At 67.6% G+C, this 24,893-nt stretch carries 25 protein-coding genes; 6 read left to right on the forward strand and 19 right to left on the reverse strand.

Annotated elements, in window-relative coordinates; all coding sequences use genetic code 11:
* The 9 genes from AC57B5_RS18785 to AC57B5_RS18825 all read right to left on the reverse strand — a co-directional run.
* The coding region (locus AC57B5_RS18785; protein ID WP_496400124.1) for a GTP-binding protein at positions 1–313 on the reverse strand (313 nt) is incomplete at its 3' end.
* A 174-nt stretch (positions 314–487) separates the two neighbouring features.
* On the reverse strand, positions 488–2,596 hold the full coding sequence (gene fusA / locus AC57B5_RS18790; protein ID WP_013800248.1) for an elongation factor G: 2,109 nt from the start codon (positions 2,594–2,596) through the stop codon (positions 488–490).
* A gap of 148 nt (positions 2,597–2,744) precedes the next feature.
* On the reverse strand, positions 2,745–3,218 hold the full coding sequence (rpsG, locus tag AC57B5_RS18795) for a 30S ribosomal protein S7 (RefSeq protein WP_012202326.1): 474 nt from the start codon (positions 3,216–3,218) through the stop codon (positions 2,745–2,747).
* A 160-nt stretch (positions 3,219–3,378) separates the two neighbouring features.
* Positions 3,379–3,756, reverse strand: coding sequence for a 30S ribosomal protein S12 (rpsL, locus tag AC57B5_RS18800; protein WP_012202325.1), 378 nt, complete (start codon positions 3,754–3,756; stop codon positions 3,379–3,381).
* A 157-nt stretch (positions 3,757–3,913) separates the two neighbouring features.
* Complete coding sequence (locus tag AC57B5_RS18805) at positions 3,914–5,083, reverse strand: D-alanyl-D-alanine carboxypeptidase family protein (RefSeq protein ID WP_013800247.1); 1,170 nt, start codon at positions 5,081–5,083, stop codon at positions 3,914–3,916.
* Between the two features lie 92 nt (positions 5,084–5,175).
* On the reverse strand, positions 5,176–5,811 hold the full coding sequence (locus tag AC57B5_RS18810) for an alpha/beta hydrolase (RefSeq protein WP_012202323.1): 636 nt from the start codon (positions 5,809–5,811) through the stop codon (positions 5,176–5,178).
* A gap of 80 nt (positions 5,812–5,891) precedes the next feature.
* Positions 5,892–6,266: a (2Fe-2S) ferredoxin domain-containing protein gene (locus AC57B5_RS18815; protein WP_012202322.1), complete on the reverse strand. Its 375-nt coding sequence runs from the start codon at positions 6,264–6,266 to the stop codon at positions 5,892–5,894.
* A gap of 10 nt (positions 6,267–6,276) precedes the next feature.
* Entirely contained in the window at positions 6,277–7,410 is a 1,134-nt protein-coding gene (locus AC57B5_RS18820; protein WP_013800244.1) for a VanZ family protein, read from the reverse strand.
* Between the two features lie 31 nt (positions 7,411–7,441).
* Positions 7,442–7,870, reverse strand: coding sequence for a CopD family protein (locus AC57B5_RS18825; RefSeq protein WP_496400125.1), 429 nt, complete (start codon positions 7,868–7,870; stop codon positions 7,442–7,444).
* Positions 7,871–7,993: 123 nt separating this feature from the next.
* Between AC57B5_RS18825 and hemB the strand changes: the two genes are divergently transcribed.
* Together hemB and AC57B5_RS18835 are read left to right on the forward strand one after the other, a co-directional pair.
* Positions 7,994–9,001, forward strand: coding sequence for a porphobilinogen synthase (gene hemB / locus AC57B5_RS18830; protein WP_013800242.1), 1,008 nt, complete (start codon positions 7,994–7,996; stop codon positions 8,999–9,001).
* Between the two features lie 4 nt (positions 9,002–9,005).
* The gene (locus AC57B5_RS18835; protein WP_496400126.1) at positions 9,006–10,208 is read left to right on the forward strand and encodes a magnesium transporter CorA family protein; all 1,203 of its coding nucleotides are present in this window, start codon (positions 9,006–9,008) and stop codon (positions 10,206–10,208) included.
* Here the strand turns inward: AC57B5_RS18835 and AC57B5_RS18840 are convergent.
* Both AC57B5_RS18840 and AC57B5_RS18845 read right to left on the reverse strand, forming a co-directional pair.
* Entirely contained in the window at positions 10,205–12,163 is a 1,959-nt protein-coding gene (locus AC57B5_RS18840) for a sensor histidine kinase (RefSeq protein ID WP_496400127.1), read from the reverse strand. The two genes, AC57B5_RS18835 and AC57B5_RS18840, sit on opposite strands and share 4 nt — an antisense overlap.
* A 19-nt stretch (positions 12,164–12,182) precedes the next feature.
* Positions 12,183–12,920, reverse strand: coding sequence for a response regulator transcription factor (locus tag AC57B5_RS18845; protein ID WP_216295277.1), 738 nt, complete (start codon positions 12,918–12,920; stop codon positions 12,183–12,185).
* Positions 12,921–13,148: 228 nt separating this feature from the next.
* Here AC57B5_RS18845 and AC57B5_RS18850 point away from each other — a divergent pair, with 228 nt between their 5' ends.
* The 3 genes from AC57B5_RS18850 to AC57B5_RS18860 all read left to right on the forward strand — a co-directional run bounded on the left by AC57B5_RS18850 (position 13,149) and on the right by AC57B5_RS18860 (position 17,091).
* Positions 13,149–15,770 carry a choice-of-anchor Q domain-containing protein gene (locus AC57B5_RS18850; RefSeq protein ID WP_496400128.1) on the forward strand — a complete coding sequence of 874 codons (2,622 nt, stop codon included), beginning with the start codon at positions 13,149–13,151 and terminating at the stop codon, positions 15,768–15,770.
* Positions 15,767–16,411: a molybdopterin-dependent oxidoreductase gene (locus tag AC57B5_RS18855; RefSeq protein ID WP_496400129.1), complete on the forward strand. Its 645-nt coding sequence runs from the start codon at positions 15,767–15,769 to the stop codon at positions 16,409–16,411. Before AC57B5_RS18850 ends, AC57B5_RS18855 begins: the two co-directional genes overlap by 4 nt.
* A gap of 362 nt (positions 16,412–16,773) precedes the next feature.
* Positions 16,774–17,091: a hypothetical protein gene (locus AC57B5_RS18860; RefSeq protein ID WP_496400130.1), complete on the forward strand. Its 318-nt coding sequence runs from the start codon at positions 16,774–16,776 to the stop codon at positions 17,089–17,091.
* On the opposite strand, the gene AC57B5_RS18865 is transcribed toward AC57B5_RS18860, so the two are convergent.
* On the reverse strand, positions 17,092–17,784 hold the full coding sequence (locus AC57B5_RS18865; protein ID WP_013800233.1) for a dienelactone hydrolase family protein: 693 nt from the start codon (positions 17,782–17,784) through the stop codon (positions 17,092–17,094). It lies immediately after the preceding gene.
* A 189-nt stretch (positions 17,785–17,973) separates the two neighbouring features.
* Between AC57B5_RS18865 and AC57B5_RS18870 the strand changes: the two genes are divergently transcribed.
* Positions 17,974–18,621, forward strand: coding sequence for a MarC family protein (locus AC57B5_RS18870; protein WP_012202311.1), 648 nt, complete (start codon positions 17,974–17,976; stop codon positions 18,619–18,621).
* 43 nt (positions 18,622–18,664) lie between these two features.
* Here AC57B5_RS18870 and AC57B5_RS18875 read toward each other — a convergent pair whose 3' ends face one another.
* The 7 genes from AC57B5_RS18875 to AC57B5_RS18905 form a co-directional block, all read right to left on the reverse strand.
* Positions 18,665–19,165, reverse strand: a complete 501-nt coding sequence (locus tag AC57B5_RS18875) for a hemerythrin domain-containing protein (protein WP_492386188.1) — start codon at positions 19,163–19,165, stop codon at positions 18,665–18,667.
* A gap of 260 nt (positions 19,166–19,425) precedes the next feature.
* Positions 19,426–20,013, reverse strand: coding sequence for a hypothetical protein (locus tag AC57B5_RS18880; RefSeq protein ID WP_096914293.1), 588 nt, complete (start codon positions 20,011–20,013; stop codon positions 19,426–19,428).
* Between the two features lie 144 nt (positions 20,014–20,157).
* Positions 20,158–20,376, reverse strand: coding sequence for a CsbD family protein (locus tag AC57B5_RS18885; protein ID WP_012202308.1), 219 nt, complete (start codon positions 20,374–20,376; stop codon positions 20,158–20,160).
* Positions 20,377–21,033: 657 nt separating this feature from the next.
* On the reverse strand, positions 21,034–21,702 hold the full coding sequence (locus tag AC57B5_RS18890; protein WP_496400131.1) for an ABC-type transport auxiliary lipoprotein family protein: 669 nt from the start codon (positions 21,700–21,702) through the stop codon (positions 21,034–21,036).
* 13 nt (positions 21,703–21,715) lie between these two features.
* Entirely contained in the window at positions 21,716–22,678 is a 963-nt protein-coding gene (locus tag AC57B5_RS18895; RefSeq protein ID WP_013800229.1) for an MlaD family protein, read from the reverse strand.
* Between the two features lie 199 nt (positions 22,679–22,877).
* Positions 22,878–23,681, reverse strand: coding sequence for an ABC transporter ATP-binding protein (locus AC57B5_RS18900; RefSeq protein ID WP_012202305.1), 804 nt, complete (start codon positions 23,679–23,681; stop codon positions 22,878–22,880).
* Positions 23,681–24,811 (reverse strand): MlaE family ABC transporter permease, encoded by a 1,131-nt coding sequence (locus AC57B5_RS18905; RefSeq protein WP_034397875.1) that lies wholly within the window; start codon positions 24,809–24,811, stop codon positions 23,681–23,683. Before AC57B5_RS18905 ends, AC57B5_RS18900 begins: the two co-directional genes overlap by 1 nt.
* Positions 24,812–24,893 lie beyond the last annotated feature (82 nt).

Below are 24,893 nucleotides of genomic sequence, written 5' to 3' on the forward strand. Positions count from 1 at the left end.
CCAGGATGGCGCCGTCCATTTGAGCAGCGCCGGTGATCATGTTCTTGACGTAGTCGGCGTGGCCGGGGCAGTCAACGTGAGCGTAGTGGCGACCGGCCGTTTCGTACTCGACGTGGGCGGTATTGATCGTGATGCCGCGAGCCTTTTCTTCAGGTGCTGCGTCGATCTGGTCGTAAGCCTTGGCTTCGCCGCCGAACTTCTTGGACAGAACGGTAGCGATAGCAGCCGTCAGGGTCGTCTTGCCGTGGTCCACGTGACCGATGGTGCCAACGTTGACGTGCGGCTTGTTCCGCTGGAATTTTTCTTTTGCCATGATTTCTCCGAAAGAGCAAAACCTGTGTGGTGTTTAAGGTCTGCACCCCATTGCTTGGTCGCCCCGCACAGGTGACAGGGCGGCATGGGATCGCAGACCGGCAAAAACCGCAGCACCCCGGCGCCAAAACGCCTGGGTGCTGCGATTCAAAAGCCTTCAATTATACAAAAAAGCTTACTTCGAGCGAGCAGCAACGATGGCTTCAGCCACGTTACGGGGAGCTTCAGAGTAGTGCTTGAACTCCATCGTGTACGTAGCGCGACCTTGCGTCTGCGAGCGCAGCGACGTGGCGTAGCCGAACATTTCCGACAGAGGCACTTCAGCCTTGATGGACTTGCCGCCGCCGGCCATGTCGTCCATGCCCTGCACCATGCCGCGACGCGAGGACAGATCGCCCATCACGGTACCGGCGTAGTCTTCAGGCGTCTCGACTTCCACAGCCATCATGGGTTCCAGGATGACGGGGCTGGCCTTGCGGGCAGCTTCCTTGAAACCGAAGATGGCGGCCATCTTGAACGCCATTTCGTTCGAGTCCACATCGTGGTACGAACCGAAGGTCAGCGTGACCTTCACGTCCACGACGGGGTAGCCAGCCAGCACGCCGGAAGTCAGCGCTTCGATCACGCCCTTCTCGACTGCGGGGATGTATTCGCGAGGAACCACACCGCCCTTGATGGCGTCGACGAACTCGAAGCCCTTGCCGGGTTCCTGGGGTTCGACCGTGAACACCACGTGGCCGTACTGACCCTTACCACCGGATTGGCGAACGAACTTGCCGTCCACGTCCACGACCTTCTGGCGAATGGTTTCGCGGTAGGCAACCTGGGGCTTGCCCACGTTGGCTTCCACGTTGAATTCGCGCTTCATGCGGTCAACGATGATTTCCAGGTGCAGCTCGCCCATGCCGGCGATGATGGTCTGGCCCGATTCTTCGTCGGTACGCACGCGGAACGACGGATCTTCGGCAGCCAGGCGCGACAGGGCGATGCCCATCTTTTCCTGGTCGGCCTTGGACTTGGGCTCCACGGCCTGTGCAATCACGGGCTCGGGGAAGACCATGCGTTCCAGCACGATGGGGGCGTCCACGGAGCACAGCGTTTCGCCGGTCGTCACGTCCTTCAGGCCCACGCAGGCAGCGATGTCGCCGGCGCGGATTTCTTCGACTTCCACGCGCTCGTTGGCCATCATCTGCACGATACGACCGATGCGTTCCTTCTTGCCCTTGACCGAGTTGAACACGGTGTCGCCCTTGGTCAGGACGCCCGAGTACACGCGCACGAAGGTCAGCTGACCGACGAACGGGTCGGTCATCAGCTTGAAGGCCAGTGCCGCAAACTTTTCACCGTCGTCAGCCTTGCGGCTGAGCTTGGTTTCTTCGTTTTCGGGATCGGTACCGGTGACGTCAGGGATGTCCACAGGCGCCGGCAGGTAGTCGATCACGGCGTCCAGCATGCGCTGCACACCCTTGTTCTTGAAAGCGGTACCGCACAGCATGGGCTGGATTTCGGTAGCCAGCGTACGAGCACGCAGGCCGGCCTTCACGTCTTCTTCGGACAGAGTACCTTCTTCCAGGTACTTGTTCATCAGCTCTTCGCTGGCTTCAGCGGCGGCTTCCACGAGGTTCTCACGCCACTTGTTGGCGGTCTCCACCAGCTCGGCGGGGATCTCGTGGTATTCGAACTTCATGCCTTGCGAGGCTTCGTCCCAGATGATGGCCTTCATCTTGACGAGGTCGACCACGCCCTTGAAGTTGTCTTCGGCGCCGATCGGGATCACGACGGGCACGGGGTTGGCCTTCAGGCGCAGCTTCATCTGGTCAACGACCTTGAAGAAGTTGGCGCCGGTACGGTCCATCTTGTTCACGAAGGCCAGGCGGGGCACCTTGTACTTGTTGGCTTGGCGCCACACGGTTTCCGACTGGGGCTGCACGCCGCCCACGGCGCAGTACACCATGCAGGCGCCGTCCAGCACGCGCATGGAACGCTCCACCTCAATGGTGAAGTCCACGTGGCCGGGGGTGTCGATGATGTTGAAACGGTGCTCGGGGTAGGACAGGTCCATGCCCTTCCAGAAGCAGGTCACTGCAGCGGAAGTGATGGTGATGCCGCGCTCTTGCTCTTGCTCCATCCAGTCGGTCGTAGCAGCGCCGTCGTGCACTTCGCCCAGCTTGTGGGTCACACCGGTATAGAACAGGATACGTTCAGTGGTGGTGGTTTTGCCTGCGTCGATGTGGGCGGAGATACCGATGTTGCGGTAGCGCTCGATGGGGGTCTTGCGAGCCATGATGGATCCTTGATCGTATGGAGGGAGTCTCTGCCCGTTCCAGCCTCATGGTGCAGACGGACAGCAGTCTTATCTGGGGATGCTCCTAATCGAGACAAGGCCGCAGGCAAAAATGCATGCGGCCTGTCTGATCGGGAGCGAAGTGCTCTTAGAAGCGGAAGTGGCTGAATGCCTTGTTGGCTTCGGCCATGCGGTGAACTTCGTCACGGCGCTTCATGGCGCCGCCACGGCCTTCGGTGGCCTCGAGCAGCTCGTTGGCCAGGCGCTGGGCCATGGACTTCTCGCCGCGCTTGCGGGCGGCTTCCTTCAGCCAACGCATGGACAGAGCCAGGCGACGCACGGGGCGCACTTCGACGGGCACTTGGTAGTTGGCACCGCCAACACGGCGGGACTTCACTTCGACCATGGGCTTGACGTTGTTGATGGCAACAACGAAGGCTTCCAGCGGGTCTTTGTCAGGGTGCTTCTTTTGAATCAGGTCCAGGGCACCGTAGATGATGCGTTCTGCGACCGCCTTCTTGCCGCCTTCCATGATCACGTTCATGAACTTGGACAGCTCGACATTGCCGAACTTGGGATCCGGCAGGATTTCACGTTTGGGGACTTCGCGACGACGTGGCATTTTTTACCTCTATCTTGCTTCAGTTGGCATCTTTTCAGACACCGCGAGAGTCAACAGGACTCCCACTTACTCGACCCGCGCAAAACACTTGCGTTTGGGGTCACTACGCTGAATCTCGCGCCACGCGGGATACAGCACCTTCCTCGAAAAAACGCAGGGCTTACTTGGCCTTGGGCTTCTTCGCGCCGTACTTGGAACGGGATTGCTTGCGGTCCTTGACGCCTTGCAGGTCAAGGGAGCCACGCACGATGTGGTAACGCACACCGGGCAAGTCCTTCACACGGCCGCCGCGCACCAGAACAACGCTGTGCTCTTGCAGGTTGTGGCCTTCACCACCGATGTAGGAGATGACCTCGAAGCCGTTGGTCAGGCGCACCTTGGCAACCTTACGCAGAGCGGAGTTAGGCTTCTTAGGCGTCGTGGTGTACACACGGGTGCACACGCCGCGGCGCTGAGGGCAGTTTTCCATAGCAGGGCTCTTGGATTTGACAACTTCGACCGTGCGGCCCTGACGCACGAGTTGGTTAATGGTTGGCATTAATAAACGTCCCTAAACGTGAATTGCTTGCGAAAAGCGAAAACGTGAATCCCTTCGGAAATTCCGAAAAGCCCTCGACTGTACCAGCTTGCGGGAGATCGCACAACTGCACCCCCTCCAAGCCAGTACGCGAGGGCCTGCGCGACAGGCGCGGGGCTTACTTGATCCAGAGGCGGATCGCATCCCAGGCACGGCCGAAGAAGCCCGCCTGCTCCACGCCTTCCAGCGCCACCAGCGGCACTTCGGCCACGGTGTCGGCACCCATCTTGACCTTGAGCGTGCCCATGGCCTGGCCCTTGGTGAACGGGGCGATCAGCGGGTCCTGGCGCACGACTTCGGTGCTCAGCTTGCCGCCGCTGCCGGCCGGCACGGTGACCACGATGGGCGTGGTGCGGCCGATCTTGACGGTGTTCGCCTTGCCCTTCCAGACTTCGGGCGTGGCCACGGCCTGCTCGGCATCGAACAGCTTGACCGAATCGAAGGCCGCATAGCCCCAGTTCAGCAGCTTCTGGCTTTCATTGGCACGCGCGTTCTCGCTGGCCGCGCCCAGCACGATGGAGATCAGGCGGCGGCTGCCCACGTTGGGCAGATCGCGCTTGGCGGTGGCCACCAGGCAGTAGCCGGCGGCGGCCGTGTGGCCGGTCTTGAGGCCATCGACGGTCGGGTCGCGGAACAGCAGCGAGTTGCGGTTGGTGCCGTTGGAGGCCGGTGTGCCTGGATAGAAGTACTTCTTGGTCGAGTAGTAGTGCATGTACTCGGGGAAGTCCTGCATCAGGCGCTGGGCGAGGATGGACAGGTCGCGCGCCGTGGTCAGGTGGCCGGGCTCGGTCAGGCCTTCGGGGTTCTTGTAGCTGGTGTTCTTCATGCCCAGCGCCTTGGCCTGCTCGTTCATGAGCCGCACGAAGTTCTCGGCCGAGCCGCCCACGCCTTCGGCCAGGGCCATGGTGGCGTCGTTGCCGGACTGCACGATCATGCCCTTGACCAGGTCATCGACCGGCACCTGCATCTTGGGGTCGATGAACATGCGCGAGCCGGGCATCTTCCAGGCGCGCTCGCTCACGGGCAGGCGCTGCTCCAGCGTGATCTTCTTGGCGCGCAGCGCGTCGAAGACCAGGTAGCCGGTCATCAGCTTGGTCAGCGAGGCCTGCTCGATGGGCGCATCGATGTCCTTGGCGCCCAGCACCTGGTTGGCGGTGACATCGACCAGCAGATAGTTGCGCGCCGCGATTTCGGGCGGCTGGGGCGGGGTGATCTGCGCCAGCGCCAGGGCCGGCGCCATGGCGGCCGCCAGTGCCAGGACTCGCAGCGTGGAGGAAAGTGGCTTCATGAGGAAAACTCTCGCTAAAGGGCAGGGAATGCAGGAAAGGCGAAAACATGCCCGCCAGATGGGGCAGGCCTGTTGAGCAGCGGCGCGGGCCGCTAGGGGAGTGAGCGCAAATGGCGGACCACGAGGCTTTTGAGCAGCGGCAATTGTCCGTGAAAGAAATGACCGCCCCCGGGCACGACGGTAACAGGCAGTATCTGCGGGCGCGCCCAGTCCATGACGGCAGACAGAGGCACCGTGTCATCGGCTTCGCCGTGCACCACCAGGGTCCGGTCATGGGCTTCGGGCGGGACAGGCGCCACGGTGAAACGGCTGGCCGCCGTTCCCACCAGCACCGCCTTTTCCACCCGGCCCTCGTTCCAGAGCCCCGCCAGCACATGGCTGGTGACGAAGGCCCCGAATGAGAAGCCGGCCAGCGCGATCGGTCCTTCGGGGGCGACCTGGCGGACCACGGACAGCATGTCCTGGGCCTCGCCGACGCCTGCGTCGTGCTCGCCGGCACTGGCGCCCACGCCGCGGAAGTTGAATCGCACGGCCGTGTAGCCGCACTGCACGAAGGCACGCGCCAGGGTCTGCACCACCTTGTTGTCCATGGTGCCGCCGAACAGCGGATGGGGGTGGGCGATGATGGCCACGCCGCGCGGCGGTGCATCGGCGGCCGGCGCATCGCGCAGGGCCTCCACGGCCCCGGCAAGGCCGGTCAAGGTCAAACGTTCGGTCTGCGCATTCACAATCGCTATCCTAGTAGTAGCAGCCAATCCAAGCTGACAAAGCACTGATGCCCGGAAAGGCCCAAAGTTCCAGCCGGTGCTCAGCGGCCCACGTCGGGCGGCAGCAGCAGGCGCTCCACGGGCTGGCCGTTCTTGAGGTGGGACTCGACGATCTCGTCGATGTCGGACTCGTCCACGAAGGTGTACCAGGTGCCTTCGGGGTAGACCACGGCCACGGGACCGCCCGCGCAGCGGTCCAGGCAACCGGCCTTGTTCACGCGCACCTGGCCCTTGCCGGCCAGGCCCAGCTGCTTGACCTGCTTCTTGCAGTGGTCAAAGCCCGCCTTGGCGCCGTGCAGCGCACAGCAGTCCTCGCCGTTGGGCCTCTCGTTGAGGCAAAAGAAGATGTGGCGCGCATAGTAGTTGCCTGCGCCTTGCTGGCCGCTGTCGGCCCCGGGACGTGGGTGTTCGCTCATGGAGCGGATTCTAGGCCTGCGGCACTGCAGGCGCCGGGGGCGGCGGAGGTGCCGCATCGCGGCGCGCCAGCCTGAGCAGCACATAGACCAGGGTCGCATAGGGCCACAGCCAGCCCAGCCACTGACCCAGCCCGTAGAAGCGGATGAAGCGGCCCTGCTCCCAGGCCTGCAGCGTTTCCGAGAAATAGGCGCTGGTGGGGGCCTGGTTCAGGATGCTCAATTGCAGCACCAGCACCAGCAGCAAGAGGGCCGCACAGGCCCGGCGCGGCAGCGGCATGGCCACCATGGCCAGGCCCAGGCCACCCCACACGCCCATGCGCACCGGCAGGTCCACCCACTCCCAGGCATGGGCCGGCCCCCAGCTCAGCGCGGCCGACAGTGCCGAGACACCGATGCCGATCACCACCGCAGAGCCCGCCAGCATGGCGCGCCGGCCCATGTGGCGCATCACGCAGTAGGCCAGCAGACAGGGCACCCACAGGCCCAGCATCACGCACAGCATCTCGGTCACGGGCGACAGCGGCGTCAGCGCGGACTCGCGCAGCGGCAGCCACATGAGGAAGGGCGTGCCTTCAAGCAGATCCAGCAGCCCCTGCTCCAGCCGCTCCAGCACCTGGCCCAGGCCAAAGGGCACGGCGGCGGGAAAGAGCAGCGCCCAGGGCCACAGTGCCAGCAGCACCATGGCGCCGCCGCCGTCCTCGCCCAGCCAGTGGGTGCGAAAGGCGCTCCAGCGCGCCAGCGCGCCCAGCCGCTCCAGCAGCAGCGCCACCAGCGCCCCCAGCAGGGTGCCGCCCGCATTGAGCACCAGGTCCAGGTTGGAGGGAACACGCCGCGGCAGGTAGATCTGCAGGAACTCCATGGACAGCGACAGCAGCGTGCCGGCCAGCGCCGCCAGCGGCACGGCCGCACGCGGGCTGCCGCTGCGCACCAGGGCCAGCGCCAGGAAAAAGCCCAGCGGCGCGTAGCCGACGATATTGATGTTGATGTCGAACCAGGTCCAGTACGGCGGCGGGATCTTTGCCGTCAGGAAGACCAGCGGATCAATGCCCTGGGCACGCCAGCCATCGAAAGGAAACAGGCTGGCGAAAACGATGAGCACCGCATAGACCAGCGCCAGCGGCCAGGCCGAAGTCTTTTGCACCACGCCCTGCCTCCCTCTTCGTTGGATCGGTTTCTCAGAAAGGTTTGACGACCACCAGGATGACGATGGCCACCAGCAGCAGCACCGGCACCTCGTTGAAGAAACGGAACCAGCGGTGGCTGTGCTGGTCCCGGTTGTCGATCAGCTTGCGCAGCAGGCGCGCGCAGGCGTGGTGGTAGCCGATGACCAGCAGCACGCCGGCCAGCTTGGCATGCATCCAGCCGCTGCCCGGCCCCTTGCCGATGCCGTAGCCCAGGTACAGCCACAGGCCCAGGCCCAGTGCAGGCACGGCCAGCAGCGTGGTGAAGCGCAGCAGCTTGCGTGCCATCAGCAGCAGGCGCTCGCGCTCGGCCACCGAGCCGGGCGTGACCATGGCCACGTTGACGAAGATGCGAGGCAGATAGAACAGGCCCGCGAACCAGCTTGCCACGAAAACGATATGAAAGGCTTTGACCCACAGCATGCGGGCAGTGTACGTGCGTACAGGGGTGCGCCAGGCTGCGCAGGCGCAAAAGCCGAGTCCCGCGTGCCGGCGTCGTCGCCAGGGTTGCGGGGCCTGCGGCGGGAATGGGGCACAATTTTCGGCATGCATCTGTCCAGCCCCACCCCCTTCCCGCACAACCGCCCCCGTCGCCTGCGCCGCGACGCCTTCACGCGCAATCTGGTGCGCGAGAACGTGCTCACGGCCCATGACTTCATCTACCCCGTGTTCGTGCACGAAGGCACGAACCAGCGCGAGGCCGTGCCCTCCATGCCCGGCGTGGACCGCCTGAGCCTGGACCTGCTGCTGCCCGTGGCCGAGCAGTGCGTGCAGCTGGAGATCCCGTTCCTGGCGCTGTTCCCCGCCATCGAGACCTCGCTGAAGACGCCCGACGGCAAGGAGGCGCTCAACCCCGACGGCCTGATCCCGCGCGTGGTGCGTGCGCTCAAGAAGGAATTCCCGCAACTGGGCGTGATGACCGACGTGGCCCTGGACCCCTACACCAGCCACGGCCAGGACGGCATCCTGGATGAGTCCGGCTACATCATCAACGACGAGACCGTGCAGGTACTGGTGGGCCAGGCCCTGAACCATGCCGAGGCCGGCGTGGACATGGTGGCGCCCAGCGACATGATGGACGGCCGCATCGGCGCCATCCGCGAGGCGCTGGAGGCCCACGGCCACATCCACACCCGCATCATGGCCTACAGCGCCAAGTACGCCAGCGCCTTCTACGGCCCGTTCCGCGACGCCGTGGGCACGCGCGGCGCGCTGGGCAAGGCCGACAAGAACGTCTACCAGATGGACCCCGCCAACACCGACGAGGCCCTGCGCGAAGTCGCCCAGGACCTGGCCGAAGGCGCCGACATGGTCATGGTCAAGCCCGGCATGCCGTACCTGGACGTGGTGCGCCGCGTCAAGGACGAATTCGGCGTGCCCACCTTTGCCTACCAGGTCAGCGGCGAGTACGCCATGCTCAAGGCCGCCGCCGCCAACGGCTGGCTGGACCATGACCAGGTGATGATGGAATCGCTGCTGGCCTTCAAGCGCGCAGGTGCCGACGGCATCCTGACCTACTTCGCCATCGACGCCGCGCGCAAGCTGCGCGGCTGAGCGCATGCAGCCGGTGACGCCGCCCGCGGGAGCCGCTCCCGCCGCCAGGAACATGCGCATCTTCCACCTGCAGCCGGGCGGCGCCACCGAACTGGCCGCCCTGCCCGACCAGGCGCCCGCGCAGGGATTCGTCTGGATCTCCTGCACCCGCGCCACCCTGCAGGAGCGGCTGGCCGAGGTGCAGCGCACGCTGCAGCTGCTGTCGGGCCAGCAGCTGGTGGACCTGCATGTCTCGGACCTGCTCAACGCCCAGCTGCCCTCGCGCTACGACTACACCTCGCAGTACGACCTGCTGGTGTTTCGCCGCCTGGCCAGCGGGCAGGCACGTGCCGCCCCGCAGGCCGGCACGGCCTCTTCGCCTGCGGCGCAGGCGCTGCCCCCCTCACCTCCCGTGCGCCGCACAGGTCCGCCCGTGCTGCGCAACATCGACACCAGCCCCGTGGGCTTTGCCATGTTCGATCAGGTGCTGCTGTCCGTGCACCCCGACGACTGCACCGTGCGCGACGCCTATGCCGCGCGGCTGCTGGCCGCCGTGCCCAATGACCCCCGCGAGGGGCGGCTGAACCCCACCTCCGGCACGCGGCTGCCTGCCAGCCCGCCCGATCTCATGCTGCGCGTGGTCAACCTCATCGTGGACGGCTTCCTGGACCTGCGCCGCGAACTGTCGCGCCAGCTGGACCACTGGCAGACCGAGCTGCTGCGCCCGCGCACGCGCTTTGCCAACTGGAGCGCCCTGCTGGACGCACGCCTGGCCCTGCACGAGCTGGACGAAGTCTGCGAAGACCAGCGCGCCGCCGTGCAGGACTGGACGGACGCGCTGGAGACCTGGGCGCCGCCTGAAGATGCGGTGGCGCTGCGCGAGCTGGACCTGCTCAAGGTGCGCAGCCGCGACGTGCTGGAACACATAGAGCGCGTGGTCCACCACGTGCGGCGGCTGGAGCAAAGCACCGAGACCGTGGTGCAGATGCATTTTTCGGTGCAGAGCAACCGCACCAACGACATCATGCGCACGCTGACCGCGCTGACGGCCGTCTTCCTGCCGCTGAACCTGATTGCCGGCATCTTCGGCATGAACTTCGAGTTCATCCCCCTGGTGCACAAGCAGGACGGCTTCTGGTGGGCCATGGGCTCGATGACGACGATTGCCGTGGGCCTGACCGTGTTCTTCTGGCGCAAGCGCTACATGGCGCGCACGGCGCAGGACTAGGGCCCCGCCCGCTCCAGCGGCATCCACAGCGTGAAGCGATTGCCGCCGGCCAGCGGCGCCCAGTCCAGCCGCGCCTGCAGCGCCAGCGCGCGCGTGCGCATGTTCACCAGTCCCTTGCGGCCCTCGGTGGGTGCCTGGGCGCGGTCGAAGGGGTGGCCGTCGTCCTCCACCAGCACCTGCACGCCGGCCCGGCCGTCCAGCGGGGCCTGGGCCGTGCGCACCGTGATCTCGCGCGCGCCGCTGTGCTTGATGATGTTGGTCAGCACCTCCTGCAGGATGCGCAGCACATGCAGGGCGGCCTGCGCGTCCAGCCAGGGCAGCGCGGGCAGGTCGCTCACCTCCCAGTGCAGCCGCAGCCCCGCCCCCTCCAGGCGCGGCCCCAGCCGATAGCGCAGCCCGGCCAGCAGCGCCAGCAGGTCGCAGTCCAGCGGCTCCAGAGAGTCGATGGACAGCTTCAGGTCATCGATGCACTCCTGCAGCAGCTGCACCAGGTCCACCGTGCCGGCCTGGTTGAACTCCACCACGCGCAGCGCGCTCATCAGCGAAGAGCCCACGCCGTCGTGCATCTCGCGCATCAGGCGCTGGCGTTCCTGCATCAGCGTCTGCTCGCGCTCCACGGCCAGCAGGCGTTCATGGGCCTGGGCCAGCTCGGCCTCCTGGGCCTTGAGCCGTTCCGCCAGATGCAGGTTGGCGTTCTCTGCCACGGCCAGCGCGCCGTTGTAGCGCCGGTAGGCCACCAGCAGGAACAGCGTGAACAGCCCCAGGTACACATAGGGCGTGAGGTAGATGCTCTCTATGCTGATCAGGTAGCTCTGCAGCGCCAGGTCATGGAAGCCGATGGGTAAAGACAGCAGCATCCACACGGCCAGCATGGTGCTGCCGCCATCGCGCATGCGCCAGGCGCCCGCCACGGCCATGCACAGCACCAGGATCTCCGGCGGCACCATCAGCAGCCGCAGCAGCGGCAGGATGGTCTCGTGCGCCGGCCCCCACAGCGGCACCGCCACCAGCAGCACCGTGCCCACATAGCCCTGCAGCACCCGGGCCAGCCAGGGCCGGCGCCTGCGCTGCATCAGGCACAGGAAATGGAAGGCCGCCACCGTGGCGCCCATGAGGCCGGCCAGCGTCAGCCAGGAGAACCAGCCGTCCGACAGGGCCAGCCCCTCGCCGTCCACCATGAACTGCAGCGAGCCCAGCAACTGGCACAGCGACATCAGGAAGAACAGCAGGAACACCACATCCCCGCGCCGCCGCTGCAGCGTCCACAGCGCCAGCGCGAACAGGCCCAGCACCAGGTAGGAGCCCGCCGTGTAGACCACCAGATCGGCCTGGAGCAGGCTGCGCAGCCGCCAGGACAGGCGCAGCGACTCGGCCGGCCCCGCCCACAGGCTGGACAGCGCCCCGCCCACGCCCTGCTGGCTGGCCATGCGCACATGCACCTGCAGCGGCCTGCCCGGCTGCGCCAGCCCGCCCAGGTCCAGCCACACCGGCCGGTTGAAACTGTTCCACACCCGGCTGCCGCGCGTCTGCCAGGCCAGCTTCCCATCCACATACACCGCCACCGTGCCCACCGTCTGCCAGCGCGGGATATACAGGCGCGCGCCCTGGGGCGTGGGCTCCAGCGCCGCAGGCGGCACCACGGCGCGGAACCAGCGCACCTCGGGCGGCGCCGCGGCCAGGTCGCCGCTGCCCGACACGGCCCTGTCGCCCCCATAGGGCAGGTCCACATCGCTCCACGGCGTCGATGCATCCAGCACCGCGTCGTCGGCCGACGCAAGCGCCGCAGGCGGCGCCCAGTGCGGGCTGCCCGACCGCCACAGCTGCGCCTGGCGCAGTTGCACCGCTTCGCCTGCGGCGGGGCCACGCAGCCCGAACGCCCCCGCCAGCAGCATCGCCAGCGCCACCAGCCCCGCCGAAACCAGCAAGACCCTCCCCTGCAGCAGCGGCTGCGTCATCTGCCCACCCTGGCGGCGCTCATTGCCGCCCCTCGGCCAGCCAGCCGCGCTGCAAGGCCACATGCATCATCTGCGTGCGGCTGGACACCTGCAGCTTGCCGTAGATGCGCCGCACGAAGGTGCGCACCGTATGGCGCGACACGCCCAGCTGGCGCGCCACCTCGTCCAGCGTGTGGCCGCGCGCCACCAGGCGCAGCACCTCCAGCTCGCGCGTGGACAGCGCCTGCGCGGCGGCCTGCGGCTCGGCAGGCGGCTGCAGCCCGGCCACCGCCCCGGCCCGCTGCTGGCGCAGCAGCAGCTTGCGCGCCACCATGGGATTGATGGGGCTGCCGCCCGCGTGCAGGCTGCGCACTTCCTCCAGCACCGCGTCGGCGGCCAGGTCCTTGAGCAGATAGCCCATGGCGCCGGCCTCGATGGCGGCCAGCACATGCTGCTCGTCGCCAAAGATGGTGCTGACCATCACCGCCGCCCCCGGATGGCGGGTGCGTACGGCAGCAATCACCTCCAGGCCGCTGCCATCGGGCAGGCCCAGGTCCACCAGCATCACGTCCATGGCACCGGCCCCATCGGCCCGGCCGAGCTGGTGCAGGGCCTCCGCGCGGCTGGCTGCCGCCCAGCACAGGACCATGTCCTTCGCGGCATTGATCACGCCCACCAGGGCGTGGCGGCAGGCGGCGTCGTCCTCCACCACGGCCACGCGGATGACTGTGGCGCCACCCGTCGCGGCGGCAGAGTAAGGGTCTGTGTGCGTGTCCATGTGGGTGGAGTGCGTGGCGAGGGCCGCATGTTCACATGGAACAAGACCGCTGTCATGTCGCCCGGATAGGTGACATGGGCGGCATGGGTGACACGGGCGGCATGGCGCCCCCGCCCCCTCTCATCGGCCATGTAGCCCGAACGGGGGACATACAGAAAGCCGGACACCCCATAGATTTGCCCTCTTCAGCACATCACCGAGATGCTGTGCCTACCGAGGGGGTCCGCCATGTCCATGATCCATCCGTCTGCTGCAGCCGACGTACCACCCATACCCACGCCGAGCCCCTGGGGCCGGACATTGCCGGGCCTGGCGGGCGGGTTGGCACTGGCCCTTGCCGGCGTCGCGGCCCAGGCCGCCACACTCACCGTCACCACCGCCGGCGAGATTGCAGACACCGAGCCGCTGTCTCGTGCGCAATGCTCGCCTGCCGCAGGCGACCGCAACTGCGACACCCTGCGCGACGCCATCAACCATGCCGCCGATGGCGACACCATCGTCTTCGGCGCGGCCCTGGATGGACAGACCATCTCGCTGACCCGCTTTACCAACTGCCTGGACACCGGGCAGGCCGCCGGCGCCACCTGCCTGCCCCTGGCCAGTTGGCCCGGCTACGTCTCGCAGTTCGGCCCCAGCGCCTTCTTCATCAGCGGCAAGCGCATCACCGTCGACGCCACCGCGAATGGCCTGACGCCCCAGGGCGTGAGCGTGCAGCGCCTCGGGACCGCACCCGGTTTCCGGCTGTTCGACATCGATGCGCAGGGTGGACTGGTCCTGCGCGGCCTGACCCTGGCCGGGGGGCAGGCCACAGGCGGCTCCAGCCGCTTTGGCGGCGGCGCGCTGGGTGCGGGCGGTGCCATCTTCAATCGGGGCCAGCTCACCATCGAACGCAGCACGCTCACGCGCAATCACGCACAAGGGGGGCAAGGAGGCAGGCTTTCCTTGAACTCTTTTGCAGGTGCCGGCGTGGGCGAGGATGGGACTTTGTCCCCGGGGGGACGGCCGAACGCTGGCGGCCCGGACGATGGCGGCCTGGGCGGTGGCAGTGGCAGCGCCAGCGGCAAGTCCGGCGGCTTCGGTGGTGGCGGCGGCGGCTCCGGCGGTGGCGGCTTTGGCGGTGGTGGTGGCCGTCGTGGCAGCGGTGGCGGCTTCGGCGCTGGCAACGGTGGGGGCGGCGCCTTCGACGCTGGCGGTGGCGCAGGCGGCATGGGAGGGGCCATTTTCAACAACGCAGGCACCTTGACGCTGAACCAGGTCACCCTCGCTGGCAACGGTGCACACGGCGGGCTGGGCAACAGCAGCGGCGGCGGCGCCGGCCTGGGTGGCGCCGTTTTCAACTACAACGGCGTGCTCACCATCCGTTTCTCCACCCTGGCCGGCAATACCGTGCAGGCCAATGGCGACGACAACCCTGCCGCGCAAGGCGGCGCCATCTACAGCCTGGGCGATTCCCAGGCCGCCTGCAGTGCGGGTGGCAACACCAGTTGCACTCGCAGCGGTGCCTCGCTGGAGATGCAGGCCAGCATTGCCCAGGGCAGCGTGTTCGAGCCGGCCACCAAACAGCCCGCTGGCAGGGACGTGGTGCTGGACCTGCGCAATGGCGGCACCAGCGATGCCAGCGGCAGCGACAACCTGCTGGGCCTGGCGCAGGCCCTGAACAATGCCGACATCAGCGCCCTGGCCTTCACCACGGGCAACCCGCAGCTCAGCCCCCTGGCCAGCCACGGCGGCCCCACCCAGACCATGTTGAACAGCACCGGCAGCCCGGCACTGGACGGGGTGGCCTGCACGGCCGCACCCGGCACGGACCAGCGCGGCGTGGTCAGGCCCCAGGGTGCGCGGTGCGACATCGGCGCCGTGGAGGCGAACGTCTTCCAGGCGGCATTGACCGTTCTGGCCAGCGGCGCGGGCGGCGTATCGGCGCAGCCCTCCCCGCCTGCGGCCACGGGTGCCGTACAGGACTGCGGCCACCCAGGCGGCCTGTGCCAGGCCGGCTATGGCTACTTCGAAGGCGCGCCCACCCTGGTGACCCTGGCCGCCACCCCCGACCCTGGCCATGCCTTTGCCGCCTGGGGTGATGCCTGCAGCGGCAGCACGTCCACCTGCAGCGTCACCATCGATGCCGCCAGGAGCGTACAGGCCAGCTTCACGGCCTTCAGCGTCACGGCAAGCCTGCCCTCCGGCACCTACGGCACGGCCTACAGCCAGCCGCTGGCGCCCGTGCCCGGCGGCGGCGTGGGGCCGTTCAGCTACAGCGTGGGCAGTTTGCCCGCAGGCTTCAGCCAGGCCGCCGGCACGCTCTCGGCCCCAGCCACGCAGGCGGCAGGCAGCTACAGCTTCACGCTGACCGCCACCGATGCCAACGGCGCCACCACCGAGCCCGCAGCCGTGACCGTGGTGATCGGCCCGGCAGCCACCAGCGCCCACCTGTCGGCCTCCCCCGCTGCGCCAGGCCATGGCCAGAGCGTGACTTTCAGCGCCCAGGTCACGCTGCCTGCCGGCGCCAGCGGCACGGTGGATTTCTTGAACGGAACGCAGGTGCTGTGCGCCAGCGTTCCGGTGACCGGCGGGCAGGCCAGCTGCAGCGTGCCCCGGCTGCCACCGGGCACGGCCACGGTGCAGGCGCGCTATGTGCCCGGTGATGGAAACACCACCGGCTCGGACAGCAACACCGTGACCGTCACGGCGGCCCCCGCACCATCTGCGGCGCCCATTCCAGCGCTGGGCGCCGGGGGGATTGCGCTGCTGAGCCTGCTGACCGCAGCGGGCGCGGCGTTGTCGCGCAGGATGGGCACTTCACGGAAAATCGGCGCTGGCACATCGCCACGCACCCCCAGGAGTTCCCCATGACCGCATCCGCAAGCCGGAGCCCGCTTTCACGCCGCAGCCTGCTGGCCGCCAGCGCAGCCACCGGCCTGGCCCTGTGCGAAAGCGCCCTGGCCGCCCCCGCCGCCCCCGGGAAAAGCACCGAAGCCGCCGTGCTCACCATCAGCGGCCCCGGCGTGCGCGGCAACCGGGGGCCGCTGGACCCGGTGGCCGACCTGCTGCTGAAAAACCATGGCCTGGCCTTCGACTCGGCCTGGACCACAGGGGCTGGTGCGCTGGAGCGCCTGCCCACGGTGGAGATCACGCCCCATATCGAATACGACGGCCAGCCCCACCGGCTGCGCGGCCCGCTGCTGGCCACCGTGCTGCAGGCGGCCGGCGTGGACAGCGCCGCCGCAGCGGCCAGGGGCCAGTGGATCACCCTGCAGGCCATCGACGGCTACCGCGCCCAGCTGCCGCTGGCGCAGGCCCTGCAATGGCGCATGCTGCTGGCCACGCACATGGACGGCCGGCGCCTGGGCCTGGGCGGCCTGGGCCCGCAATGGGCCATGTACGACGCCAACCGCATTGCCGATCTGGCAGGCAAACCGCTCAAGGAACGCTTTGCGCAGGCGCCCTGGGGGCTGTACCACATGGGGCTGCACGCGCAGCAGCCGCAGGGCTGATCCCAAGGCTGCGCATGGTTCCGTTTCGGCGGGGCTGTGCAGGACCTCCGCAAGGGGGTGCCGGCTCCTTTGCCCGGCCCGCCAACCTGCACAGCCCTGCCACCCGTTGGCGGCGGCAAGCTCAGCATAGCGTTGACCACATTGCAACCCGGCCTGCGGCGCGCATTTGGAGTACCATTTCGCGATCCCCTCGGGGGATACGGGCTTGGCGGCCCGGAACAACGTAGGCGCAGCAGCCGCATGCCTTTTGATGAGGCAGCGGCTTTTCATCTTCCCGGTGCTGCGCCGGGCACGGTTCCGTTTTTGGCGGGGCTGTGCGGGACCTCCGCAAGGGGGTGCCAGTTCATGCCAAAGGAGCCGCCATGCCTGACCTCGATGCGCCCAGCGGAGCACACGCCTCCCCGCCTTCCTTCTCTTCCCCGCAAGTGCCGAGGGAAGAGACCAGCCTGTACTACCCCATTTCCGAATACGAGGTCTATCGCATCAAGGACTGCATGCACCAGATGGGCCTGGTGATCGACCTGTGCTGCATGGCCGGCCCCGACCAACAGCTGAACGACCTGGGCGGGCTGATGAGCTTCCTGACCGCGCAGCAGCGCGCGCTGCGGGGCACGCTGCAGACCGTGCAGGCGCGCAAGGCGACGCCGGGGCCGGCCTGTGATCCTGACCCCGGGGGTTGATCAGGCCAGGTGCTGATCGAAGAAGGCCAGCGTGCGGTCGCGCGCCTGCAGGGCGCTGGCCTCGTCGTAGGCGCTGCGCTGGTCGCAGTTGAAGCCGTGGTCGGCGTCGTACAGGTGCACCTGCACATGCTTTTGCGCCTGGGCGAAGGCCTGCACGGCGTCCACGGGAATGTGCGTATCGCGCCGGCCGAAGTGGGCAATCACGGGGCACAGCGGCTCGCGGCCCATCTCCAGCGGCGTGGTCATGCCGCCGCCGTAGTAGCAGGCCGCAGCCGACAGGCTGGGCAGGTTGCAGGCAGCGCGCCAGGCCCACAGGCCGCCCCAGCAAAAGCCCACGATGCCCACCTTGCCGCCCGGCACCAGCGTGGCGGCATGGGCGATGGCGGCCTCGATCTCGGGCAGCACGCCGGGCTGGGGCAGCGCCTCGGCGGCGGATTTCAGCGCCATGCCCTTGGCACGGTCGGCGTCGCCATAGCCCAGGTCCACACCGGCCTCGACACGCGTGAACAGTGACGGCGCCACGGCCACATAGCCGCGGGCTGCCAGGCGGTCGGCCACGGCGCGGATATGGGCGTTGACGCCGAAGATCTCCTGCAGCACCACGACGGCGCCGCGCGCGGGCACATCGGGCCGCGCCACCCAGGCCGGCGAAGCCGTGCCATCCAACGAAGTCAACTGCACAAAACTGCCCATGTCCGCGTTCCTTTCTGTCTGAGAACCTGTTGTGATTTCCCGGTGGGCGGACGCGCCCCGCAATGCTGTAATGGCGGCGGGCCGGCCCGTGCGGCAATTCTTTCACAGGAGACATTCGATGGAACGAAAAGTCGTGCGTACCGGCAAGCGCCGGGCACAGGTGGGCGGCGGCAACCTACAGGGAATGCGATGGACCTCAAACCGCTGATCACGCTGGTGGCCATCATCAACCCGCTGGCCATCGTCCCCTTCTTCATCCACTACACCGAGGGATTCAGCGCCCAGCAGCGCCAGCAGACCATTCGCACGGCGGCGCTGGCCTCGTTCTGCGTGATCGCGGCCTGCGCCATCATCGGGCTGCAGGTGCTGGACTTCTTCAACATCTCGCTGCAGAGCTTTCAGGTGGGCGGCGGCCTGCTGCTGCTGATCAGCGCCATGAACATGCTCAACGCCCGCCCGGCCGAGGAACGGCCCAACGCGCCCACGCTGGTCGCTGGCGCGGAAAAGGCTGCCATGGGCAACAGCATTGCCGTGGTGCCGCTGACGATTCCGCTGCTGACGGGGCCGGCCTCCATGTCCACCGTGGTGATCTACGCCGACCAGGCACGCACCATCTGGCAGCACCTGGCCCTGGTGGGCTATGGCGTGGTGGTGGCGCTGGTGGTGATGGTCTGTTTTTCGCTGGCCGACCCGATCGCCCGCGTGCTGGGCAAGACCGGCATCAACGTGATGACGCGGCTCATGGGCCTGATCCTCGCGGCCCTGGCCGTGGAGGTGATGGCGGGCGGGCTGGTGAAGATCTTCCCCATCCTGGCATCGCCCGCGATCGTGCCCTGAGCGGGCTGGCTGACTGGTGGCCTTACTGCCGGTTCAGATCGGTTCAGGCCGGCACGGCCCGCGCGCGGTCGGCGCTGCCGTCGCAGGCACCGCCGCAGCCCGTGATGGGCTGCTCGGGCAAGGCCTCAGGGTGCGCCAGGGAGCCCGTGGCGGGATCGAAGCCCGCACTGCGCAGATGCAGGGCCAGCGCCGCATCCATGGTCTGCGCATGGTGCACGAACCAGGCCGCCAGCTCGCCCGCCATGCTGCGGATCACGGCCAGATCACCGGCCGCCGCCTTGCTCGCCCCCTCGCGCATCACCTGCAGCACCACCTTGTGCTGCAGGCTGTGGCAGTTCGTGCTGGTGAAGCGCGTGGACTGCATCCAGCGGTCTTCCTGGTCGAAATGCACCTGCGTATGCGCGATCAACTCATCCCAGCGCTTGCACAGCTGCGCATCATCGGCCGCCTCCACCTCGGCCAGCAGCAGGACGAACTCCTGATGCACCTCGTCCATGGCCGGCAACTCCAATGCCAGCGCTCCGCTCCATTCCAGCACGGCCATATGCTTCTCCTGCCTTCATCGTGAAAGCCTGCAGCTTAGGAACAGCACCGCCCAACCCGTTTGACCCACATCAGCCAACCCAAAAACAGCCAAGCCCCGCGAGCGGGGCTTGGTCAAGGCGGATAAAACTGGCGCGGCCAAAAGGCCAGGGGCACCGAGCAAGAGCCGCCTCGCGGCGAGGGCGTCGTCCCCCTCCCTCGCGAAGCGAGTAGAGAGGCGCCGTGCAACGGGGGAAGCGGCGTCAGCCGCTCAGGGGGAGCTTACTGTCCAAACTTCCGCTTGGCATCAGCCACGCAGGTGTCCTTGGCAGCGCCGCTCATGGTGTCGCAACGGGCCTTGGCAGCCTTGTAGTCGGCTTCGCGGGTTTCCTCGGCAGCGTCCTTGCGGGTTTCTGCCACGTTGGCAGCCTTGGCTGCGGAGTTGGCAGCGGGCTCGGCCTGGGCCTTGTTCACCTTGGCGGCTTCCACGGCGTGCACGTGGGCGGCCTTGGCATCCTTCACGCAGACATCCTTGGCGTCGCCCTTGAGGTCATCGCACTTTTCCTTGGCGATGTCGTAGTCCGCATCAGCCTTGGCCTTGAGTGCCTTTTCGCTGTTCTTGGGCGAAGGATTGCGGCGCGATTCCAGTTCGGCCTTGGCCACGTTTTCCTGGCCCTTGGCCTGCTTCTCGCAGACGTCCTTGGCGTTGTCCTTGAGCGGCTTGCACTGTTCCTTGGCAGCCTTGTAGTCGGCCTCGATCTGGTTCTTGGCGGCCGTGTGCTCCGCATTGGTCATGGCCATGGCGCCGGAGGCCATCAGGCCCAGGGCGACAGCGGAAAGCATATGGCGAAAGCGTTGCGGTGTTTGCATGATGGAACTCCTTGTATTTGTACTGAACCGGCCCTTGTTGCCTGCGGCGGCGGGCCATTGGTGCGTGCCCTCAGGCACGCTGGCTGTCGAGGAGCGGATGGCGGCGCCGGCCAGGGCGTCCAGCCCATCCGCAGTCCACCCTCGTCAGTCTTCGAAGCGGAAGTCGGGGTTGCGCTTTTGCCAGTCGGTCAGCTGCTTTTCGGCAGCGTCGCGGGCCAGGCCCTGGCGCTCCTGCAGCTTGCCCAGGAATTGCTCGCGCTTGCCGGCGATCACGTCCAGATCGTCATCGGTGAGCTTGCCCCATTGCTCACGGATCTTGCCGGTGAATTGCTTCCAGTTGCCCTTGATGCGGTCTTCATTCATGGCTTGGTCCTTTCAGTGATGTTGAAGTAGCGCTGTGCAATCAGGCCTTGTTTTTTCAAAGCCGCGATCTGCATCAGCGACGGTTCCACTGTAAAAAACCTGGGGGCTGCGCGTCGTAGTCTGGACCTAGTGTTGACGGTCGTCCCAGGGGCAGCCGAGACGGTGGGATCGGGACTACAGCCCCTGACGGACGCGCGGGAAGCACTGGGTCAGGCGCGGCCCGCCCCTGCCCTGAGTACCCGGCCTTTTCCCCGTATGTCAGCGCCTGCGTCGTGGCGGTTGCGGGGTTGCAGTCCTGCCGAAGGACAGGACTGCTTCGTCAACTGACTCGCCGTGATTGTTTGAACGTAGCGCGCAGCGCGAAGAGAGTTTCACGGCGAACCCCGCAGCCGCCACGGCGCAGGTTGCCCCGCAACGAAGCGAAGGGGTCGCGGACATTCGGGTCGCCTTCTTTGATCTGCCCTTTCTTGGCGAATCAAGAAAGGGCAGTCGGCTGCCGGGCCGAGACCCGGCCTCGAAAAGCAACCACCCGGCAGGGGCGGAAAAAGCCCCACTTGCTTGCAGAGCCAATTGCCGAGAACAAAAAACGGCCAGCGGATGCAATGCACCCACCAGCCGTTCTCAAGAGAATGGATGGGCTGGAAATCCAGCCGCCGCTCAGTGCCCCTGCTGCCCCAGCCACTCATCGATTTGCGCAATGGCGGCATCGGCCGCCGTCGCCAGCGCCTTCGCGCCGCCTGCGGCATCGCCAGAGGCGGCAGGACTGCGCACCTCGAACAGCTTCTGACCCAGCAGGCGGTCCACGGCACCGCTTTGCTCGACCAGGGTGGCGCGCAGGCGCACGACGCCGGCACTGGAGCCGGGCGCGTCGAAGACCTGGCTGAACTCTTCGATGTCCACGCGCAGCAGCGTGGGCACGGCGCCCTGCAGGCGCGGCTGGGCCACGCTTTCGCTGCTGGCCAGCACGGGGCGCTGCAGGCCCAGTTGGCTGCGCAGGCGCTGCTGCAGCAGCAGTGCAGGAGGCTGGCTCCAGCGCGCCAGCTGGTAGGGGCGCAGTTCCTGGCCGTTGGCATAGGCCAGGCGGTAGAACATGGCGGTGCTGCCGTCGGACAGGGCGGGAGCCTCCACATCGGCCAGCGCCAGCGGCGTGCGTGCCTGCGGGGCGGCGGATGTGGCGGACTGCGCGGGCGTGGACAGCGGCGCCAGGCCGAAGTCATAGCGCGCGGGCTGGGCGGGGGGCTGCGGCAGGGCCGAGCAGCCGGCCAGCAGGATCAGGGCGGCGGCCAGTCCAGCGCTGGCCACGGCGGTCTTGCGAGATGGGGACATGCGGGTTCCTCGGTCAGGGCTGGGTGGCTGCGGACGGGGCGACGAAGCCGGGCTCGCCCGGCCCCGGGCGGGCCTGGCCCGGCCCGTAGATCACGGCCTGCGGGTTGTCGCTGAAGCGGCTGGCCGCCGTGCCCATCTGGCGCGCGGCGCGCGAGACATCGTCGGCCGCGCGGTTGGCGTGCGGCACCGTGCTGCGGCCCAGCGAATCGGCCATGCGGGTCAGTGCGCGCGTGCTCTGGGCGATCTGCTCCAGCGGCCCGTCCTGCGCGTTCACGCGGCGCACGGTCTGCTGCAGTTCGGAGGCCACGGCAGAGGCGCCGTTGCTGGCCTTCTCCAGCGACTGCAGGGTGTTGTGGGCGTCGGCGGCGAGCTGCGGCACCTGGGTGGACAGCGTGCGGTCCAGGTTCTGCGTGAGCTGCTGCACGCCTGCGGCAGCGGCTGCAATGTTCTCCAGCGCCTGGCTCACGCGCTTTTGGTTGTCGGTGTCCAGCATGTCGCTGAGGCGGCGCGAGATCTCATCGGCGCGCTCCAGCAGCACCTGCCCCTGGTCGGCCAGCATGCTCAGCGGCGACGAGCGCAGCGGCAGGCGCGGCAGGCCGCTGGGCCCCGGGGGCAGCTGGGGCTGAGGCTGGTCCGCATCATCGAGCTGCACATGGGCCAGGCCCGTGACGCCCTGGTAGCCCAGCACGGCGAACGTGGTGGGCGTGATGGGCGTGTTCACACCGATGGCGATGCGGATCAGCACATTGCCATTGGTCTGCGGATCGAATCCGATCCGCGTGACCTTGCCCACCGCCACGCCCTTGTAGCGCACGGCCGCCTGGGCCTGCAGCCCGCTGATGCCGTCCTTGGTGGACAGCTCGTACTCGTTGTACTGCCGCGTATCGCGCGTCAGCCAGATCGCCAGCCCCGCCAGCAGGGCCGCCACGACCAGCACGAAAATGCCGGCCGCCATGGCATGTGATTTGTTTTCCATATCAATGGTCCATAACGTTAGCCCAGCAAACAAGGCATGGGGCCGCGGCCCCCAGTCAATCCACAACTCAGGGCGAGACCTTCAAAACCGGCGCACCCCAAGGCAAGGGACACCGAGCAAGGGCCGCCCCGCCGCGAGGGTGTCGTCCCCCCCCGCAAAGCGAGAGGGGGGAAGGCGCGAAGCGACTCAGGGGGGCTTCTCATACCGTGCTCATCGCGCGCCTGCCGCGCTCCCCCTGGAAGAAATGCTCGATGAACGGATGCTTGAACTCGGCCACCTCGCGCGGCGGGCCGCTGACCAGCACCTTCTTCTCGGCCAGCACGGCCACGCGCGAGGACAGGGCGAACAGCGTGTCCAGGTCGTGCGTGACCATGATGACGGTCAGGCCCAGCTCGGCACGCAGTTCGCGCAGCAGTTCGCAGAATTCGTCGGAGCTGGTGGGGTCCAGGCCGGCCGTGGGCTCGTCCAGCAGCAGCAGGGGCGGGTCCATGATCAGCGCCCGCGCCAGCGCCACGCGCTTGATCATGCCGCCCGAGAGATCGGCCGGCATGCGCGAGGCATGCTCGGGCTTGAGGCCCACCATCTGCAGCTTGACCAGGGCCGCGTCGCGCACCAGGTCGTCGGGCAGCGTGCCCTGCTCGCGCAGCGCGAAGGCCACGTTGTCCAGCACGCTGAAGGCCGAGTACAGCGCCCCGTGCTGGAACAGCATGCCCACGCGGCTGGCGGCGCCCTCGCGGCCCATTTCGCTGGCCGGGCGGCCCAGCACTTCGACACGGCCCTTGGTGGGCTCCAGCAGCCCCAGCATCTGGCGCAGCAGCACGGTCTTGCCCGTGCCCGAGCCGCCGACGATGGACAGCATCTCGCCGCGCTGCACATCCAGGTCCAGGTCCTGGTGCACGGCAAAGGCGTTCTCGCCTTCGCCGAACACGCTCCACAGCCCGGCGATGCGCACGATGGGCTCGTCGGCTGCGGGCGTGGAGGAGGTTTCGGTGTCCATGGCCATCAGATTCCGACATCTTTGAAAAGGATTGCGAAGATCGCATCCACCACGATCACCATGGTGATGGCCGTCACCACCGAGGCCGTCGTGCCCTTGCCCAGGCTCTGCGTATTGGGCTCCACGCGCAGGCCCCAGTGGCAGCCGATCAGGGCGATGAGGGCGCCGAAGACCACGGATTTGCCCATGGCGATCCAGAGGTTGCCGATCTTCACGGCGGCAGGCAGGGCCTCGGCAAAGTAGGCACCCGTGACGCCCATGGTCAGGTCGGCCGCGAGCATGCCGCCGGCCAGCGCGGCCAGCGTGGTCCACAGCGAGACCAGGGGCATGGCGATGGCCAGCGCCAGCGCGCGCGGCAGCACCAGGCGAAAGCCGTGCGGTATGCCCATGACCTGCATGGCATCCAATTCCTCGGTCACGCGCATGACGCCGATCTGGGCGGTGATGGCCGAGCCCGTGCGGCCCGCCACCAAAATGGCCGCCAGCAGCGGACCCAGCTCGCGGATCAGCGAGATGCCCAGGATGTTGACGATGAAGGATTCAGCCCCGAACTGGCGCAGCTGCAGCGCCATCAGGTAGGCCAGCACCACGCCGATCAGAAAGCCCACCAGGGCCGTGATGGGTAGGGCCGTGGCGCCCATGGAGTAAAGATGACCGGAGATGTCGCGCCAGGGCCCCCGGTGCGGCGCACGCGCGAAGCGCAGCAGGTCGATCAGCAACTGGCCGATGAGCCGCGTCATCTGCGCGAAATGGCCGCAGGCGTTGATCACCAGGCAGCCCAGGCTGTCGATGCGCTCCAGCAGGTTCGGGCGCGGGGGCGGCGGCGCAGGCTCCTTGGAGAAACGGCCCACGCGTTCGAGCATGGCGCGCTGCGCATCGCTGGCCGCAAGACGCGCGGGCAGGCGACGGCCCCAGTGGTTCCACAGCAGTTGCGCGCCCACGTGGTCCAGCCAGTCCAGCCCTTCGAGGTTCCAGCCCAGGTCATCGCCCTTGGCATCGGCCAGCTGCGCACGCAGCCTGCGCCATTGCGCCCGCCGGCCCAGCTCGGCCGCGCCCCAGGAGCCGGTCAGCAACGCCCACTGGCCGTCGTTGTCGCGGCGCAGGCTGCATTGGGGGGGATTGTTGAGGGCAGACAAGTGCGGAAAGTCCTTGGGGGTTGCGAAGGCGGGGCGCGCAGGCAGGGCCGGGCGGCATTGCAGCCAAGACCGCAGGATAACC

Source organism: Delftia sp. BGA-UO-ETr-SB1 (genome assembly GCF_059567865.1).

Bases quoted from the DNA above. Each gene is read 5' to 3' on its own strand.
- fusA (WP_013800248.1), bottom strand. From the start codon at position 2,596: ATGGCTCGCAAGACCCCCATCGAGCGCTACCGCAACATCGGTATCTCC.
- rpsG (WP_012202326.1), bottom strand. From the start codon at position 3,218: ATGCCACGTCGTCGCGAAGTCCCCAAACGTGAAATCCTGCCGGATCCC.
- rpsL (WP_012202325.1), bottom strand. From the start codon at position 3,756: ATGCCAACCATTAACCAACTCGTGCGTCAGGGCCGCACGGTCGAAGTT.
- AC57B5_RS18805 (WP_013800247.1), bottom strand. From the start codon at position 5,083: ATGAAGCCACTTTCCTCCACGCTGCGAGTCCTGGCACTGGCGGCCGCC.
- AC57B5_RS18815 (WP_012202322.1), bottom strand. From the start codon at position 6,266: ATGAGCGAACACCCACGTCCCGGGGCCGACAGCGGCCAGCAAGGCGCA.
- AC57B5_RS18825 (WP_496400125.1), bottom strand. From the start codon at position 7,870: ATGCTGTGGGTCAAAGCCTTTCATATCGTTTTCGTGGCAAGCTGGTTC.
- hemB (WP_013800242.1), top strand. From the start codon at position 7,994: ATGCATCTGTCCAGCCCCACCCCCTTCCCGCACAACCGCCCCCGTCGC.
- AC57B5_RS18835 (WP_496400126.1), top strand. From the start codon at position 9,006: ATGCAGCCGGTGACGCCGCCCGCGGGAGCCGCTCCCGCCGCCAGGAAC.
- AC57B5_RS18840 (WP_496400127.1), bottom strand. From the start codon at position 12,163: ATGACGCAGCCGCTGCTGCAGGGGAGGGTCTTGCTGGTTTCGGCGGGG.
- AC57B5_RS18845 (WP_216295277.1), bottom strand. From the start codon at position 12,920: ATGGACACGCACACAGACCCTTACTCTGCCGCCGCGACGGGTGGCGCC.
- AC57B5_RS18850 (WP_496400128.1), top strand. From the start codon at position 13,149: ATGTCCATGATCCATCCGTCTGCTGCAGCCGACGTACCACCCATACCC.
- AC57B5_RS18855 (WP_496400129.1), top strand. From the start codon at position 15,767: ATGACCGCATCCGCAAGCCGGAGCCCGCTTTCACGCCGCAGCCTGCTG.
- AC57B5_RS18860 (WP_496400130.1), top strand. From the start codon at position 16,774: ATGCCTGACCTCGATGCGCCCAGCGGAGCACACGCCTCCCCGCCTTCC.
- AC57B5_RS18865 (WP_013800233.1), bottom strand. From the start codon at position 17,784: ATGGGCAGTTTTGTGCAGTTGACTTCGTTGGATGGCACGGCTTCGCCG.
- AC57B5_RS18870 (WP_012202311.1), top strand. From the start codon at position 17,974: ATGGACCTCAAACCGCTGATCACGCTGGTGGCCATCATCAACCCGCTG.
- AC57B5_RS18875 (WP_492386188.1), bottom strand. From the start codon at position 19,165: ATGGCCGTGCTGGAATGGAGCGGAGCGCTGGCATTGGAGTTGCCGGCC.
- AC57B5_RS18880 (WP_096914293.1), bottom strand. From the start codon at position 20,013: ATGCAAACACCGCAACGCTTTCGCCATATGCTTTCCGCTGTCGCCCTG.
- AC57B5_RS18885 (WP_012202308.1), bottom strand. From the start codon at position 20,376: ATGAATGAAGACCGCATCAAGGGCAACTGGAAGCAATTCACCGGCAAG.
- AC57B5_RS18890 (WP_496400131.1), bottom strand. From the start codon at position 21,702: ATGTCCCCATCTCGCAAGACCGCCGTGGCCAGCGCTGGACTGGCCGCC.
- AC57B5_RS18895 (WP_013800229.1), bottom strand. From the start codon at position 22,678: ATGGAAAACAAATCACATGCCATGGCGGCCGGCATTTTCGTGCTGGTC.
- AC57B5_RS18900 (WP_012202305.1), bottom strand. From the start codon at position 23,681: ATGGCCATGGACACCGAAACCTCCTCCACGCCCGCAGCCGACGAGCCC.